This window comes from uncultured Halomonas sp. (assembly GCF_947501415.1).
Lineage (GTDB): Bacteria > Pseudomonadota > Gammaproteobacteria > Pseudomonadales > Halomonadaceae > Halomonas.
Map to the genome: position 1 here is coordinate 289,186 of NZ_CANMVL010000011.1, position 16,775 is coordinate 305,960.

Annotated in this window: 16 protein-coding genes; 9 read left to right on the forward strand and 7 right to left on the reverse strand. The window is 65.5% G+C overall.

What is annotated here, in order from left to right; all coding sequences use genetic code 11:
• The first annotated feature begins 29 nt into the window (after window positions 1-29).
• From Q0894_RS09890 to Q0894_RS09925, 8 genes are all read left to right on the forward strand, one after another.
• Window positions 30-1,241, forward strand: coding sequence for an NnrS family protein (locus Q0894_RS09890; protein WP_299234529.1), 1,212 nt, complete (start codon window positions 30-32; stop codon window positions 1,239-1,241).
• 23 nt (window positions 1,242-1,264) lie between these two features.
• Entirely contained in the window at window positions 1,265-1,651 is a 387-nt protein-coding gene (locus Q0894_RS09895) for a SirB2 family protein (RefSeq protein WP_299234532.1), read from the forward strand.
• A 107-nt stretch (window positions 1,652-1,758) separates the two neighbouring features.
• Complete coding sequence (locus Q0894_RS09900; RefSeq protein WP_299234535.1) at window positions 1,759-2,079, forward strand: carboxymuconolactone decarboxylase family protein; 321 nt, start codon at window positions 1,759-1,761, stop codon at window positions 2,077-2,079.
• Window positions 2,080-2,270: 191 nt separating this feature from the next.
• Window positions 2,271-2,723, forward strand: a complete 453-nt coding sequence (locus Q0894_RS09905; RefSeq protein ID WP_299234538.1) for a cytochrome c — start codon at window positions 2,271-2,273, stop codon at window positions 2,721-2,723.
• A gap of 70 nt (window positions 2,724-2,793) precedes the next feature.
• Window positions 2,794-4,149, forward strand: coding sequence for a cbb3-type cytochrome c oxidase subunit I (locus tag Q0894_RS09910; protein ID WP_299234541.1), 1,356 nt, complete (start codon window positions 2,794-2,796; stop codon window positions 4,147-4,149).
• Window positions 4,150-4,228: 79 nt separating this feature from the next.
• Window positions 4,229-5,041, forward strand: a complete 813-nt coding sequence (locus Q0894_RS09915; protein ID WP_299234544.1) for a CbbQ/NirQ/NorQ/GpvN family protein — start codon at window positions 4,229-4,231, stop codon at window positions 5,039-5,041.
• 187 nt (window positions 5,042-5,228) lie between these two features.
• A complete protein-coding gene (locus Q0894_RS09920; protein WP_299234547.1) occupies window positions 5,229-7,172 on the forward strand; it encodes a VWA domain-containing protein in 1,944 nt (647 codons plus the stop codon).
• Window positions 7,173-7,210: 38 nt separating this feature from the next.
• Window positions 7,211-7,429 (forward strand): hypothetical protein, encoded by a 219-nt coding sequence (locus Q0894_RS09925; protein WP_195689630.1) that lies wholly within the window; start codon window positions 7,211-7,213, stop codon window positions 7,427-7,429.
• Between the two features lie 211 nt (window positions 7,430-7,640).
• Here Q0894_RS09925 and Q0894_RS09930 read toward each other — a convergent pair whose 3' ends face one another.
• The 7 genes from Q0894_RS09930 to Q0894_RS09960 form a co-directional block, all read right to left on the reverse strand.
• Window positions 7,641-7,931, reverse strand: a complete 291-nt coding sequence (locus Q0894_RS09930; RefSeq protein WP_299234553.1) for a cytochrome C oxidase subunit IV family protein — start codon at window positions 7,929-7,931, stop codon at window positions 7,641-7,643.
• 296 nt (window positions 7,932-8,227) lie between these two features.
• Window positions 8,228-8,797 carry a cytochrome c oxidase subunit 3 family protein gene (locus Q0894_RS09935; protein ID WP_299234556.1) on the reverse strand — a complete coding sequence of 190 codons (570 nt, stop codon included), beginning with the start codon at window positions 8,795-8,797 and terminating at the stop codon, window positions 8,228-8,230.
• Window positions 8,794-9,252, reverse strand: coding sequence for a hypothetical protein (locus Q0894_RS09940; protein ID WP_299234559.1), 459 nt, complete (start codon window positions 9,250-9,252; stop codon window positions 8,794-8,796). Before Q0894_RS09940 ends, Q0894_RS09935 begins: the two co-directional genes overlap by 4 nt.
• A gap of 103 nt (window positions 9,253-9,355) precedes the next feature.
• Window positions 9,356-10,624 (reverse strand): nitrate/nitrite transporter, encoded by a 1,269-nt coding sequence (locus tag Q0894_RS09945; RefSeq protein ID WP_299234561.1) that lies wholly within the window; start codon window positions 10,622-10,624, stop codon window positions 9,356-9,358.
• A 52-nt stretch (window positions 10,625-10,676) separates the two neighbouring features.
• Entirely contained in the window at window positions 10,677-12,269 is a 1,593-nt protein-coding gene (locus tag Q0894_RS09950) for an MFS transporter (RefSeq protein ID WP_299234564.1), read from the reverse strand.
• Window positions 12,270-12,545: 276 nt separating this feature from the next.
• Complete coding sequence (gene narL / locus Q0894_RS09955) at window positions 12,546-13,211, reverse strand: two-component system response regulator NarL (RefSeq protein WP_366130996.1); 666 nt, start codon at window positions 13,209-13,211, stop codon at window positions 12,546-12,548.
• Window positions 13,208-15,142 (reverse strand): type IV pili methyl-accepting chemotaxis transducer N-terminal domain-containing protein, encoded by a 1,935-nt coding sequence (locus tag Q0894_RS09960; protein WP_299234567.1) that lies wholly within the window; start codon window positions 15,140-15,142, stop codon window positions 13,208-13,210. Before Q0894_RS09960 ends, narL begins: the two co-directional genes overlap by 4 nt.
• Window positions 15,143-15,297: 155 nt before the next feature.
• Between Q0894_RS09960 and Q0894_RS09965 the strand changes: the two genes are divergently transcribed.
• Window positions 15,298-16,575 (forward strand): MFS transporter, encoded by a 1,278-nt coding sequence (locus Q0894_RS09965; RefSeq protein ID WP_299234570.1) that lies wholly within the window; start codon window positions 15,298-15,300, stop codon window positions 16,573-16,575.
• Window positions 16,576-16,775: the final 200 nt, after the last annotated feature.

Genomic DNA, 16,775 nt, shown 5'->3' on the forward strand with positions numbered 1-16,775 from the left:
ACCCAAGCCTCCTGACGGGGTATCCTGACATGTCCTCCTCCCGCACCAGCCAGACCGCCATCTCGCCGACGCATCTGCCCGTGGCGCGCCTGGCCTTTCGGCCCTTCTTCCTGCTCGCCGCGCTGTTCAGCATCCTCTCCCTGGTGGTGTGGTTCGCCTTCTGGCACGGCGATATCCTGCTGCGCCCCCAGGGGGGGCTGATGTTCTGGCACCAGCACGAGATGCTGTTCGGCTTCGCCACCGCCGTGGTGGCGGGGTTCCTGCTCACCGCGGTGCAGAACTGGACCGGATTGCCCAGCCTGAAGGGGGGCCCGCTGCTGGGCCTGGTCGGGCTCTGGCTTGCAGCGCGCGTGCTGATGGCCTTTCCCATGGCGCTGCCGGGCTGGCTGGTGGCGACGGTCGATCTCGCCTTCCTGCCGCTGGTGGCGGCGGTGATGGCAAGCCTGGTGATTCGCGCTCGGCGCTGGCGAAACCTGATCTTCCTGCCGGCTTTGGGGCTTCTGACCCTGGCCAACCTGCTGATGCACCTGGGCGTCTTGAGCGGCGAGCCGGAGCTGATCCGGCCCGCCGCGCACCTGGCGGTATTGCTGATCACGCTGCTGATGGTGGTGGTGGGCGGTCGGGTGATCGCCATGTTCACCGCCAACCGGCTGGGCCTCACGCGCAAGCCACCGATCCCGGCCCTCGAGACCCTGAGCCTGGGCAGCATGATGGCGGTGGTGGCGAGCCAGCTGCTTGTTGCCCTGGGCGTAGCGCTGCCACCGACAGTGCTGGCGGGCTTGATGGGGCTTGCGGCACTGGCCAATGCCGTGCGCATGTCGCGCTGGGGTGGCCTGCACAGCTGGCGTGAGCCGCTGCTGTGGGGGCTGCATCTGAGCTACGCCTGCATTCCGCTGGGCCTCGCCATGTGGGCCCTGGCGCTGCTCGCCGACAGCCGCGCCGATGCCGCGCTGCATGCCCTGACCATCGGTGGCATGGGCACCATGATGCTCTCGATGATGGCACGCGTCTCGCTGGGCCATACCGCGCGCCCCGTTCGTACGCTACCCGGCATCGGTGTGGCCCTGGGGCTGATGGTGGCCGCCGCACTGCTGCGTTCACCGGTACTGGTGCTGTTCCCGCAGATCACCCACTGGACCTATAACCTGGGAATCATCTTCTGGTGCCTGGCCTACGGGGTCTTCCTGTTCCACTATACGGGCCCGCTGCTGTCGCCACGTGCCGATGGCAAGGATGGTTAGCCCGAGACAAGGAGTCCCTCGAGATGGAGTACTACCTGGTGATCAAGCATCTGCATATCACCGCCGCCACCCTGAGCATTCTCTTCTTCATGCTGCGTGCCGTCTGGTCGGTGCGCGAGGCACCGATGCTGCAGGCGCGCTGGGTCAGGATCGCTCCCCATATCATCGATACCCTGCTGCTGACGCTGGGCGTGGTGCTGATGGTGATGCTCTCCCTGTGGCCCCACGAGCACCCCTGGCTCGCCGCCAAGCTGATCGCCCTGCTGGCCTATATCGGCCTGGGAACCGTGGCGATCAAGCGCGGGCGGAGCCCGGCGGCGCGCGGCATGGCCGCCGTGGCCGCGGTGCTCGTCTTCCTCTATATGCTGGGGGCGGCCATCCGTCATAGTGCGCTCTCCTGGCTGGCCTGACTCGAGAGTCGCATATCATCCGTGCAGCGCGACCTAAGGTCGGTTGATTGGCCTGTACTGATGTGGCCTATACTGATGTGACACTCATCCGCAGCAAGGAACATGGCATGTCGAAACAGGATCTTCCTTCCGGTGCCGGCCAGGTGGCCGAGCAGTACCCTGAGGTGTGGGACGCCTACGCCGAGCTGGGCAAGGCCTGCGCCGAGAGCGGTCCGCTGGATGCCCGTACGCGTCGGTTGGTAAAGCTGGCCCTGGCCGTGGGTGCGCGCTCCGAGGGTGCCGTGCACTCCCATGCCCGCCGCGCCCTGGAGGAGGGAGAGACCAGCGAAGCCCTCAAGCAGGTGGCCATGCTGTCTATCCCCACCCTGGGGCTGCCGCGTGGCGTCGCCGCCCTGACGTGGATCGAGGACATCACCGACGGGCGCTGATCACGACCCTCGGGCGACAGTTTTCTCGCTCTTGTCGCCCGCACCTTTCCGCACAAATTGACCGACGTCAAAGCCTCAAGCCCTCCTCTTCTGCTACGCTTAACATGTATCGATAATGCATGTTAATAAATCGTCAGGCGCCAACCGCAGATAAGCGAAGCGCCTGCCAGACGAGCAAGGGGGAAAGGTTCATGGCCGACGGTCTCACCAAGTCGGCGGCCCGCAATATCTTCTATGGCGGGTCGCTGTTCTTCTTTCTGCTGTTTGCCGCCCTGACGGCGCACAGCCACTGGTACATGGTCAACAAGTCCACCGACAAGGAGGGGCTCACCGAGTCGGTCGTGCAGGGCAAGCACATCTGGGAAAAGAACATGTGCATCAACTGCCACAGCATCATGGGCGAGGGCGCCTACTTCGCACCGGAGCTGGGCAACGTCTGGGAGCGCTACGGCGGCCACCAGAACCCCGAGGCGGCGCGTGCCGGTCTGGCCGCGTGGATTCGTGCCCAGCCCCTGGGCACCCAGGGCCGCCGTCAGATGCCGGCCTATGACTTCAGCGAGGAGGAGATGAGCGCACTGATCGACTTCCTCGAGTGGACCGACAGCATCGACGACCAGGACTGGCCACCACACCCCGCCGGGTAAGCCACCTGACCGCTGAGTCGCCGGACCACCGGACCGCCGTAACGCGGATGAATCAAGGAGAACGACACCGATGAAATATGAAACCCAGAAGGTGGCACTGCCATTCTTCATGGTGGCCATGGCGCTCTTTGCCCTGCAGATCGTCTTCGGGCTGCTGGCCGCCGCCGTCTATGTCTGGCCGAACTTCATGGCCGAGGCCATGCCCTTCAACATCATGCGGGTGAGCCATACCAACCTGCTGATCGTGTGGCTGCTACTTGGCTTCATGGGCTCCACCTACTATCTGATGCCGGAAGAGGCGGAGCGCGAGATCCATAGCCCTACCATCGCCTATATCCAGCTGGCGATCTTCGCCTTCGCCGGTGCCGCGGCGCTGGTTGGCTACCAGTTCGGGATCCACGAAGGGCGCGAGTTCCTCGAGCAGCCGTTCTGGGTCAAGGTGCTGATCACCATCTCCTTCCTGATGTTCCTGTTCAACACCAGCATGACCCTCGTCAAGGGTCGCCGGACCGCCATCAACATGGTGCTGATGCTGGGCCTGTGGCTGGCCGCGGTATTCTGGTTGTTCGCCTTCTACAACCCCAGCAACCTCGCCGTGGACAAGCTCTACTGGTGGTGGGTGGTGCACCTCTGGGTCGAGGGTGTCTGGGAGCTGATCATGGCCTCCCTGCTCGGCTACCTGTTGATTAAGATGACCGGCGTCGACCGCGAGGTGATCGAGAAGTGGCTCTACGTCATTGTCGGCCTGGCGCTGTTCTCGGGCCTGCTGGGCACCGGCCACCACTACTACTGGATCGGTGCGCCGAGTTACTGGCAGCCCATCGGCAGCATCTTCTCCACCCTGGAAGTTCTCCCCTTCTTCGCCATGGTGGTTTTCGCCTTCACCATGTTCTGGAAGGGCAGCCGCAACCATCCCAACAAGGCCGCCATGCTGTGGGCGCTCGGCTGCCCGACCATGGCCTTCTTCGGCGCCGGCGTGTGGGGCTTCATGCATACCCTGCACTGGGTCAACTACTACAGCCACGGCACCCAGGTCACCGCGGCCCACGGCCACCTGGCCTTCTACGGGGCCTATGTGATGCTGCTGCTGGGCATCATCAGCTTCGCCATGCCCCAACTGCGCCGCGTGCAGCCCTACAACCAGGTGATCAACATGTGGGGCTTCTGGATCATGACCGGCGCCATGGCGTTCATGACCTTCACGCTGACCTTTGCAGGCGTTGTCCAGACCCACCTGCAGCGCGTGCTGGGCATGAACTTCATGGAGGTGCAGGACCAGCTGGTACTGTTCTATGGCATGCGGCTGGGCGCCGGCGTCGCCGTGGCCATCGGCGCCTGCCTGCTGCTCTACGCCTTCTTCGGCCCTGTCCGTGAACAGGTCCCCGCTGGCGGCACTCAGCTGACCGCAGGCCCCAATCGCGCCTGATCACCCGAGGGCTCCGCAAGGGGCCCTCTTCGATTGCCTTTGCTGATTTCTTGATGACTGTCCCTGATGGAGTTATGCCATGACCCTCTCCACTGCGGCGGCAATGCCCGCCGACCGGGAGATTCCCTACTACGACAGCGTGGGCAACGAGTGTGCGATGTTCGAGCACGCCTATGCCCAGCGCCTGCCGCTGCTGCTCAAGGGGCCTACCGGCTGTGGCAAGACCCGCTTCGTCAGCCATATGGCTGCCAGACTGGGCAAGCCGCTGTTCACCGTCTCCTGTCACGACGACCTTACCGCCGCCGACCTTACCGGACGCTTCCTGTTGCAGGGCGGTGAGACACGCTGGGTCGACGGTCCGCTGACCCGCGCCGTGCGCGAGGGCGGTATCTGCTACCTCGATGAAGTGGTCGAGGCACGCAAGGATGTCACCGTCGTGCTGCACCCGCTGACCGACGACCGCCGACTGCTGCCGCTTGAGCGTACCGGCGAGCTGCTCGAGGCGCCGGACGACTTCATGCTGGTGGTCTCCTACAACCCCGGCTACCAGCATATCCTCAAGTCACTCAAGCCCAGTACCCGCCAGCGCTTCGTGGCGATGACCTTCGACTTCCCACCGCCGAAGGTCGAGCGCGATATCGTGGCCCGCGAGAGCGGCCTGGAGCCGGATCGCTGTGCGGCACTGGTCAATCTGGCGGCCAGCCTGCGGGCCATGAAGGGCCAGGATCTGGAGGAGGGCATCTCCACTCGTCTGCTGGTCTACTGCGCGACCCTGATCCAGGCGGGCATGCCGATCCGAGACGCCGCCCGGGCCACCCTGGTGGAGCCGCTTACCGATGATGCCGACGTCCAGGAGGGCCTGATGGAGGCCGTTCAGGCCACCTTCGGTTGATGAGATATTTCATGGAGGAAGGGGCGCCGGGGGCAAGCCGAAGAGGAGGTCCTACGCCATGGAAGGCGTCGGTAGCGTACAGGGAGGTATTTACAGCGCCTCCTCGACGGTCCGGCGCTCCGGGGCTTGCCGCCGGATCAGCTCCTGTGTTGTCAGAGTTCGTTTCGCCTTAACCGGGAGCTTGATCATGCTGGACTTTCTTGAGGTCGAGGAGACCGTCGGCCGCTACTGGCACCGCTGGGCTTCCGGAGCGGCGAGCTACCCCGACCACCCCGAGGCGGCGGTCAGCCTCGAGAGCCTGCGTCCCATGCTCGGCGTCTTCTTTCGCGCCGGCGGAGGAGAGCAGGGCATCGAGGTGGCCGCCATCGCCCGGCGCGCCTCGGCCCACCGACTGAGCCTGCGCCAGCGGCTGGGTCTCGACGAGGAGTCCCTCGACCAGGCCCGCCGTGATGAGGAACATCTGCTGCTGCCGCCGCGCCTGGCGCTGTTTCCCGAGGCCTCCCTCAATCGCGATCTCTATCTATGGCTGACCGCCTATCTGGCCGAGGCGAGGCCACTGAGTCTTCCCGAGGATCCCCTGCAGGCCGACCTGGCGCGGCTGCGCGAGGCGCGCCGTACCACCCGGGCCGCCCTGGCGCGCTTCCCCGGGCTGACCGAGCGCTATGTGCGGCTGTGTGGCGAGCTGCTCGCCATCCGCCCGCAGCGCAAGCGCCTGCCCGCCATGGAGCGTGCCTTGGAGGCCGCACTCTGTGCCGAGCTGGGAGCGCCCGTCCCCGAGGAGGCCTGGGCGGTGGCCATGCAGCGTTCCATCCGCGAGGATGACTTCCCCCTCGAGGAATTTCGTGCCCCCCGCGGTTATCGTCCGCCGCTGCCGGTGCCGCTCTGGGGCCAGGCGGTAACCCTTGGGACCAGCGCCGGCGTCCGCGAGGAAAGCGCGAATGACGAGGAGCTGCCCGAGGCCGCCGCCTCGGCCGACGACGACCATGGCAAGCGCCAGGCCGATCGCCGCAAGCAGGAGCAGGCCGATCGCGATGATCCATTGATGCTCAACAATATGGAGAAAATGCTCTCCTGGGCCGAGATGGTGAACCTCAATCGTCATGTGGAGGATGAGGAGGAGGAAGAGGCGCGTCAGGCGGCGGACCAGATGGACGAGATCGTGCTCAGCGTCAATCGCAAGAAGGCCGCCTCCCGTCTCAAGCTCGACCTCGACCTGGCGCCCGAGGAGGCCGCCGGTGGCCGCCTCAAGGGCAAGCACCCCTACCCGGAGTGGAACCATCGCAAGCAGGCCTATCTGCCCGATCACTGCCTGGTGCTCAGCGACGTGCAGAGCGAGGAGGGAGAGAACTGGGAACCGGATGAAGCGACCCGTCGGCGTATTCGTCGCGTGCGGCGCGAATTCGAGGCGCTGCGCCCGCGGCGCGAGATCCTGCGCGGCCAACTGGATGGCAGCGAGCTCGACATGGACGCCGTGATCCGCTCGCGCTGCGATCTGGCCGCCACCGGCGAGGCGAGTGACCGGCTCTATCTGGCCAGCCGCACCCAAGCTCGGGATCTGGCGGTCTCGATCCTGGTGGATGTGTCGCTCTCCACCGAGGCGTGGCTGCAGGATCGTCGCGTGCTCGATGTGGCCAAGGAGGCCCTGCTGGTGCTGGGGCACGGTCTGGCGGGCTGCGGCGACGACTATTCGATTCACAGCTTCACCTCCCAGCGTCGCCACAAGGTGTGGGTCAATACGCTAAAGTCATTCGACGAGCCCATGGGGGAGCGGGTGACGCGGCGCATTTCGGCGCTGAAGCCGGGTAGCTACACGCGCATGGGACCGGCGATTCGTCACCTGTCCAGGCAGCTGAGCGAGCGCCCCAACCGTCATCGCCTGCTGCTGATGCTGACCGATGGCAAGCCCAACGATAATGACTACTACGAGGGCCGCTACGGTATCGAGGATACCCGCAAGGCGGTGCTCGAGGCGCGGCGCCAGGAGGTGAAGGTGTTCGGGGTGACCATCGATCGCGAGGCGGGGCAGTATATCCCTCACCTGTTCGGTCGCGGTGGCTACGCCATCGTACAGCGTCCCGAGCACCTCGCCCTGGCGTTGCCGAGTATCTATCGCCAGATCATCGCCACCTGAGCCGCTGCAATCCATACCATCGCCGAGGAGATGCGCCCATGACCTCTCGAACCCGACTGATCCTCGCCGTGGCGGCCTGGTGCCTGGTCGCCGTGGCGCTGGTGCTGCCGCTGGTGTGGCTGATCAATAACCGCGACTGGGGGGTGGGGCTGATACTGTTGGCGCCGGTGCTGGTCTACGGCCTGATGCGCCTGGGGCGTTCCCTGGAGAGCTGGGCTCGGGCGAGTGCACCGCCGAAGCATCCTCAGCGACGCTAGGACGATAGAGTGTGACGAAATATGAGGGGCGCTGGTGGCAAGCCGACGAGGAGGTCCTATGCCAGGGATGGCATCGGTAGCGCCCAGGGAGGGGTCCACAGCGCCTCCTCAAAGGCTTGCCTCCAGATCAGCCCCGACCGATCAGGGCTATATGCGATAGCCTCGCCTGCATTTGCAGGCCCTTTGTTGTGTGACGCTCAAGCAATGCGCCTCAGGCCATCCGGCCCACCAGATAGCCGGTACCGATCAGCGCGAGGGTGAGGATCACCAGGCCCACGAAGGCCCCCTTCCAGGCCGGAGTGGCCCTGCGCAGGTTGAGATAGACCATCAGCAGGCGCTGGGCCTTGAAGCCGGTGGCCAGGATGACCAGCGCCGCCGACCATAACGGCAGCGTCTGCCAGTCATCGGCATCGAGCAGCGCCGAGACCATCGACACCACCGTCAGGCCCATCAGCACGGCCCAGGTGGTCAGCAGGCGGCGGGTGCCGGGCAGAGATGTCATAAAGCCTCCGGGGCAGTGTGAGGTTTTCGCAGATGGAATCACCGCTCAAGGCTGTTCCGGCGACAGGCCTGCGAGGGGGCGCTGTGAACCCTTCCTTGGGCGCTACCGACGCCCTGCTTCGCTCTCGCATCCTGCTCCGCTTGCAGGACCGGTGCTGGCCCTCCATGGCCAGCCCGTTCGAAGCAGTGCTTCTCACCCCTGGCGTAGGACCCCCTCTTCGACCTGTCCCCGGCGCCTTTCGCTATCAAGACAGAGCCAACTGCGATTGTGCTTCGGGCCTGTGTAGAAGAGAGCCCTCAGCGCAAGAGATAAAGCAGCGGGTAGAGCAGGATCCAGATCAGATCGACCATATGCCAGAAGGCGGCGGCGGTCTCCACGTTCTCCAGGCTGGTGCGCCAGCTGACCAATCCCAGCAGCGCCAGGCCGAACAGCACGTGGGCGAAATGAAAGGCGGTCAGCCCATAGTAGAAGCCGAAGAAGGTGTTGGTCTCAGGCGTGATGCCGATGGCGAACTTGCTCGAATACTCGACCACCTTGATCACGCCGAACAACACGCCGAGCCCCATGGAGGCGGCCAGCCACTGGCGGGCACGCCGGATACGCTCGCTGGCGGTGGCCTCCACCGCCAATGCCACACAGAGCCCGCTGGTCAGCAGCACCAAAGTGTTGAGCCCTCCCAGCAGCGGATCAAGCTGCTGCTGGGAGGCGTCGAACAGCGCCACCTGGGCGGCGCGCTCCGAGGAGTAGAGGGCGAAGAATGCCATGAACACCAGCAACTCGCTGAGGATCAGCACCCATATCAGCGGGTTGCCGGGCAGGGCAGAGAGCGGCCCCCAGCCGGGGTTGGGAAGCTCCTGCTCCCTCATGCGTCGCTCAGGGTGACCCGGGCGCCGCCGAAGGCCAGGCTGCGCGGGTTATCCACCGGGCGGTTGGAGGTCAGGCGGGCGATGCCCACGGCACAGCGGCCTACCATCCAGATCAGGCAGGCGGTGAAGTAGAGGTAACCCAGGGCCCAGGGGGCCATGGGCGGCGTGCCGACCAGCCCGAGCAGCTGCCAGGCGGCAGTGAAGAACGCCCCGCCCAGCACGCCCAGCCAGAAGGTGCGAATCTGGAACTGCAGGTGGCTCTTTACCCAAGGCTCGGCGCTGCGCTGCTTGACGTGGGCGATCAGCACGCCGACAGGTGCCGTTACCACCGCCAGCACGCTGCCCAGGAAGAGCATGTAGACGATGACGGCGGCGCCGCGCCCCCGGGACTGCTTGTCGGGAGCCGCTTCGTTCATATGGCGAGCATTGGCGGGTATGGCCTGAGGGGTGGACATGGCGGGTCCTCGCGTGACAGGCGACCGGCCCTGGCGAGCCGGTCTAATGATGTATTCAGAATACTATTATAGTGCGAGGCCGTGTGCATAGCCTTGGCCTGGATCAACTCACGGCCGGCTTTTCAGGATGCTTGGCGTCGCGGGTCAGCATCGGGGCACGGCGCTCGGTCCACCACATCCAGATGATCGAGACCAGGGTCACGCCGAAGCAGAGCATCCATACGGTGGTGGCCACGCCGGTGAGGTCCACCAGGGCGCCGAACATGATCGGCAGCAGGAAGCCACCCACCCCGCCGGCCAGGCCGACGATGCCGGAGACCAGGCCGAGGTTCTCATGATACTCGTTGGAGAGATACTTGAAGACCGAGGCCTTGCCGATGCCCCAGGCGATGCCCACCACGAACAGCGCACTGGTGAACAGCCATACCGGGATGCCGAAGCCAAACTCCACCACCCCTTCGCCGCCGGCGCCGGCCACACGGTACTGGGTCTCGGGGTAGGACATGATGAACAGGGCGATCAGGCTGGCCCACATGCAGGCCCAGGTGACGGTATGCGCCCCGAAGCGGTCGGAGAGCCAGCCGCCGAAGGCGCGGATCACGCCGGAGGGGAGCACGAAGATGGTGGCGATCAGGGCGGCGACCTGGATGCCGAGGCCGTACTCCCCCATATAGTAGCGGGTCAGCCACAGGGAGACGCCGACATAGCCGCCGAACACCACGGAGTAGTACTGGCAGTACTTCCACACCTTGGGGTCGTTGAGCACCTTGAGCTGGTCGCGCAGCGAGACACGGTTGGTGGTGCGGTGGGCCGGGTTGGAGTAGGTGAAGAACCAGAACAGCACGGCGGTGACCAGCATGATGCCCGCGTAGATATTGGGCACCGCCTGCCAGCCCAGCACCACGATCACGGTGGGGGCAATGAACTTGGTGACCGCGGCACCGGCGTTGCCGGCGCCGAAGATGCCCATGGCCAGGCCCTGGCGATCCTTCTCGAACCACTTGGCGGTGTAGGTGATGCCTACCGAGAAGGAGCCGCCGGCCAGGCCGACGAAGGCGCCCAGTACCAGCAGTTGCCAGTACTCGGTGGCGAACTGCACCAGCCAGATGGCCGGCACGATCAGCAGCAGGATGATGAAGAACACCGGCCGGCCACCGTGGCGGTCGGTCAGCGAGCCCAGGGGCAGGCGCGACAGGGCGCCGGTCAGGATGGGGACCGCGGTGAGGATACCGAACTGGGTACCGTTGAGGTTGAGCTCCTCGGCGATCGGCACGCCGATCTCGCCGAACATGGTCCACACCATGAAGCACATGGTGAAGGCGAAGGTGTTGGCGATCAGCACCGAGGTCTGCTTGAAGCGTTCAGAGGCCATGGGACCCTCCGAGTCTATCGGGTTAAGGGACGATATCGGGTTCGGTAAGGGATCAGGGGTTCTTCACATAGGCGCCGGGACGCAGGTAGAACCACCAGTTGACCACCAGGCAGACGGCGTAGAAAACCGCGAAGCCGTACATGGCGAGCTCCGGCGTGCCGGCCTTGATCTGCTCACCCATCACCCGGGGTGCGATAAAGGAGCCATAGGCGGCGACGGCGGAGGTCCAGCCCAGCGCCGGGCCCTTCTGCTGGGGGTCGAAGATGAAGCCGATGCTGCGGAAGGTCGAACCGTTGCCGATGCCGCTGGCGGCGAACAGCAGGATGAACAGCAGCAGGAACATCCAGAAGTACTGGTTGGGGTCGGTGGAGTTGTAGGCCAGCATCATCACGTAGCCGGCGCCCACGGAGCCCACCACCATGATCGCGGTGATCACCTGGGTGACGATGGAGCCGCCCAGCTTGTCAGAGATCCAGCCGCCCACCGGACGGATCAGGGCGCCGACGAAGGGCCCCATCCAGGCCCAGGTCAGGGCGCTGGGGGCGTCCGGGTTGGCGACACGGACCATGCTGCCATCGGCGGCCACCTCCATCATGTTGCCGAAGATCACCGAGATGGAGAGCGGCAGGGCCGCGGAGAAGCCGATGAAGGAGCCGAAGGTGGCGATATAGAGCACGGTCATCGACCAGGTGTGCTTGTTGGAGAAGATCTCGAACTGCTTCTTGATGGCGGGCTTGATATCACCCGGGATCAGGCGCAGCAGCACCACGGTTAGCACGATGGTCAGCGGCAGGGCGATCCACATGTTGAGATAGCCCAGCGCCACCACGCCGGCGATGGAGGTCACGATGCCGACCCCGTAGAGGCCGAGAATCTTGCCGAAGGCCTGCAGTGGGGAGCCTGGATTCGGGGTGATGGTGCGCAGGTTGTTCATGCCGAACCAGCCCGCGAAGGCCAGCGGAATCAGCAGCAGCATCCACACGAACCCGGCGTTCTGGATCCAGGTATCGGTGCCCGCCTCGATGCGGCCGATCAGGGTGCCGCTGGCCTTCTCAAGCGCCATCGGCTCGCCACCCAAAGCGCCGAACAGGCCCACCGTCATCACCAGCGGGATCAGGATCTGCATGGTGGTGACGCCGAAGTTGCCGAGCCCGGCGTTCATGCCCAGGGCATAGCCCTGCTGCTTCTTGGGGAAGAAGTTGGAGATGTTGCTCATCGAGTTGGCGAAGTTGCCGCCGCCGATGCCCGAGAGCAGGGCCAGGGCCTGGAACACCCAGAACGGCGTCCCGGGGTTCATCAACGCGATGCCGGTTCCCATGGCGGGGAGCATTAGCAGGGCGGTCGTCAGGAAGATGGTATTGCGACCACCGGCGATACGGATCATGAAGGAGGCCGGGATGCGTAGGGTGGCACCGGCCAGACCGGCAATCGCGGTCAGAGTGAACAGCTGCTCCACCGAGAACGGAAAGCCCAGGTTCTGCATCTGAGTGGTGATCATGCCCCACATCAGCCAGACGGCGAAGCCCAGCAGCAGGCTGGGAATGGAGACCCACAGGTTGCGGTTGGCAACCTTCTTGCCTTCCGACTCCCAGAACTCCTCGTTCTCGACATCCCACCGTTCGATGTCGGCATTCTTTCTGGTCATGACGTTTCCCCCTTGAGGTCTAGCGGTGCTCGCATCGGCCATGATCGGGTTGATCAATATCAAGGCGCGCGAAGATGGGGGAAAGATACGCCGCGCGGCGGCATCGGGAAACGTGGCATGCGGCTCCCCCTGGCGGTGGCATACCTCCAGGGGGGTAGGAGAGAGCTGTTTTTAATTTGCTGTTTTTATTGAGTTATTATTATTTCAGAGGTAAGGGTAAGGGGCGCGTCGACGCTCCGGGGGTATTTGGAGGTATCCACACAGAGCCCGCTTCGGCTAGCGCTCGATGCCCTCCTGCACGGCCCACACCGCCGCCTCGACCCGCGAGCGCAGGTTGAGCTTCTTGAGCAGGTGCTTGACGTGGACCTTCACCGTGCCCTCGGTGATCTCCAGCTTGCGGGCGATCATCTTGTTGGAGAGCCCCGCGGCCAGTTCGCGCAGGATCTCGCGTTCCCGCTGGGTCAGGCTGTGGATATCCGGTGCCGCCGGCTGGCTGCGCTGCTTGCGCAGTGCATCGGCGAGCAGCGAGGTCAGGCTCTCGCTGAGCACCATGCGACCCAGTGCCGCCTGACGCAGCTGACGAATCATCTCGTCGGGGTCCATGTCCTTGAGCAGGTAGCCGTCGGCGCCCGACTGCAGGGCGTTGACCACATCCTCTTCATGGTCCGAGACCGTGAACATCACCACCCGACCGGCGAAGCCATTGCCTCGCAGCCGCCTGAGCGTCTCGATGCCGTCGATGCCCGGCATATTGAGATCGAGCAGCACCATGTCGGGGTCGAGCTCCTGTACCAGGCGGATTCCCTCCTCGGGCTCGCCGGCCTCGCCGGCGAGCAGCAGGTCATCCTCCAGCTCCAGTAGCTGGGAGACGCCGCGCCGCAGTAGCGGATGATCGTCGATGATCAGGATGGTGGCGGGGTGATCGGTCGTGATGGCGGTCATCCTCGACTCCTGTAGCCATGGGGAGAATCGGCCACCTCGTCGGCAGGCAGGGTGGCGGCGTCTGGGTGGGGGGCCACCTGCTGGTGAATCAGGCGGGCGGTCTGGGGCGTGAAGATCAGCTCGACTCGCGTACCGCCGCCGGGGCGGTTATGCAGGCTCAGGCGACCGCCCAGGGAGTCGGCACGGTCGCGCATGATCACCAGCCCGTAGTGCATCGGCGGCGAGCCGTCGTCGGCAAGGCCGATGCCGTCGTCCTCGATGACAACGTGCAGCCTGGCCGCCTGGAAGTTGACGGTGACGGCGGCCCAGTGGGCGTTGGCATGCTTGAGCACGTTGGCCAGCGCCTCGCGCACCACCTGCAGCACATGGATCTCCTCATTGGGGCTGAGCAGGTGAGGCGGTACGTCGATCTCCAGAGGGACGCTGAAACCGAGACGCTCGCCGAACTCCCGGGCCGTCTGACGCAGGGCGCTGGTCAGGCCCGGGGCCTCCAGCTTGAGGCGGAAGGTGGTGAGCAGCTCGCGCAGCTGACGGTAGGCGCTGCCGAGTCCGGTGCGCAGCTCGTCGAATACCGCCGCCTGGCTCTCCCGCGGGGCATCCTTCTGTTGCATGCGCTCGAGCCTGGCCACCTGCATCTTGAGATAGGAGAGCGACTGGGCCAGGGAGTCATGCAGCTCCCGGGCGATGATGGCGCGCTCGTTCATCAGCGACACCTGCTGCTGCTCCTCGATGCGACGCTGCAGATAGATGGCGTTGGCCAGCTGGTCGGCCAGGGCATTGAGCAGGCGGCGCACGCTGTCGGAGAGCGGCTGGCTACTGGGGTGCCACACCTCCAGGGTGCCGAGCATCAGCTCGCCGACGCTCACCGGCAGCAGTAGGCACTCACCCTGTTCGGTCTGCTCCAGCCTGAGGGGCACGGGGTCGATCAGGCAGGCGTGGCAGTCGTGATCGCGGCAATACTCCGGGCGGCGTGGCGAGTGGGTGGCCAGTATCGGGATCTGGCGATCATCGTAGGGGTCGTTCAGCGATAGCCGTATCGGACCGACCTCGAGCAGCTGGCCCAGCTCGCGCAGCATGGGCGCGGCGCTGGCGCAGAGGTCGTTGCCACCGCCGTAGAGCGCGCGGCTGCCATCGTGCATTAACTCCATGGCTCGATTGCTGCGCTCGAGCTCCCGCTGCTTGCGTGAGGCGTGTGCCTCCAGTTCGGCGTAGCTGGCACCGAGCTCCGTCGCCATGCCGTCCAGGGTGCGCCCGAGCAGGGCGAGCTCGTCGTTGCCGGTAAGGTGCGTTCGATAATCGAAGTTGCGTCGGGCGGCCTCGCGCGCCAGTACCACTAGCTGGTGCAGCGGCGCCACCAGGTTGTGACGAATATCGTAGAGGGCGATGGCCACCACGACCGCGGTCAGCACCAGGAACAGGATCTGCAGGGCGCTGAGCAGCTGGATCTTCGATTCGCTGTTCTGTTCGAGGAGGCTGACCAGCCGGTCGATGTCCGCCACCAGGCTGTCCAGCGTCTGACGCAGCGGGTCGACCTGAATCCTTACCTCGTCGATGGCCTGGCTCACCTGGGGAGCCAGCGCCGTGTGCCAGTTCGCCACCAGCAACCGGTACTGCTCCCCCAGGGGGTGGTCCTCGGCCGTGGGCAGCGTGGCGGTCAGCCGGGGGCTGGCCAGACGGGTCTCCAGGCGTGACATCAGCGACTCCACCCGTTCGCGTTGCGCCGGCTCGGGGTGCCGCTCGTAACGTTGCAGGGCCGCGACGATCTGGTAGGTGTTCATGCGCAGCGAGCCGGCCACGTTGATGGCGGCGGCGTCACCACGGCTGTCGTTGGCCACCGTCATGGTGACCACGATACTGACCAGGGCCATGGCGCTGATGGCGAGCAGGGAGGCGACGATGCGCGCCACCAGGGAGTGTTGCAGCAGTTTCATAGTCTCCACAGGCCGTCGGGGAGTGGCGCATTGCATGGTGCTGGCTCGAGTCTACTACACCCAAGGGGGTAGGGCAGGTACCTCCACTGCCCCTTTGACCCCCGGGGCGGCTCTACACAGACTTTGGCCACACTCCACCGCTCCCTGGCCTTGCGATGCCCCACGTCTCCGAACGCGATGCTGTCGTCGGCTACCGCCCCCTGGTGGTGGTCCTGCTGTCGCCGCTGGCCTTTGCGCTGGTGTTCGCCAGCTGGACCATCTTCGCGGTGCTGGGGCTGGAGCTGCGCGCCATGCTGAGACTGGGCGAGCTCGGCTTCGCGCTCATGCTGGCCACCCCCATGCTGACCGGGGCGATGGCGGCGCTGCCCATGGCCGCCCTGGCCCGGCGCCATGGGGGGCGACGAGTGATGATCGCCTGCCTGCTGCTGATCTGCCCCTTCCTGTGGGCGGTGGCCCACTCCAGCACCTATCTGCACTTCCTGCTTGCCGGCGCCGGCCTGGGGCTTGGGGCCGGCTCGCTGGCGGCGGGACTGGTCTATGTGGCCGCGCTGTCACCGCGGCGGCATGCCGGTCTGGCGCTGGGGCTCTATGGTGCCGGGATGGTGGGGGCCGGACTCAGCTACCTGCTGCTGCCGCTGATCAGCCAGGCCTATGGCTGGCGCAGTGCCCCTCTGCTCTATCTGCTGCCGGTGCTGGCGGTGGCGACGCTGTTGTGGCTGTTCGCCGATGACCCGGACCCCTCGGCCGATTCGGGCGAGATCGACGATGACGCCATGACGAGAGGAGAGCGGCCGGGCTGGCTCGAGGCACTGCGACACTGGCGCCCCTGGCGACTGGCGGTGGTCTACAGCTTCTTCTATGGCGCCTTCGTGGCGCTGTCGCTGTGGCTGCCGGGCTACCTCGGTGCCCAGTATGGCCTGGAGTTGCGAAGTGCCGCGCTGCTGGCACTGCCCTTCCCGCTGGCGGTGGGGCTGGGGCAGGTGGCTGGCGGCGCCTGGGGGGACGCCCACGACTTTCGCGACCTGCGCTGGTGGGTCAGCGCCTTCGTGCTGGTCTGCCTGTTTCTGCTCTCCTACCCCCCCTTCACCATGCAGATCGAGGGGGTGGGCCGGGTGCTGACGCTGCACTATGCCGCGCCGCTGTGGGGCTTTCTGACGCTGCTGGTGACCATGGGGCTGATCATGGGGGTGGGACAGGGCAGCCTGATGCGCATGATTCACCGCGACCACGGCAGTCAGCTGGCGCTGGTGGGCGGGCTGGCGCTGACCCTGGGCGGTCTGTTTGGCGCTCTGCTGCCGCTGATGTTCGCCCTGGGCAATCACTGGGTAGGCATCCGCACCGCGGGGTTCATGTTTCTCTACGCGTCGCTGGTGGTGTGCATGCTGATGATGCTCTGGGATCACGTCAACGGCGCGGGGGGAAAAGGGGCCTGATAAAGGCGATACCTCGCCCATGACGGGCCTCTATCTCCTTGGTGGTAGAGAGACGGTATATGGAGGTAACCGGGCAGTAATCGTCGCGCCGATCACCCAGAATTGCCTGCATGTCACCGGCCTGGTCCACGCATGATGCGCACTCGATCCAGGCTGACCGAGTGGCCCCGCGAGGTCACACCTCTTTTTCAGGAGCCTGG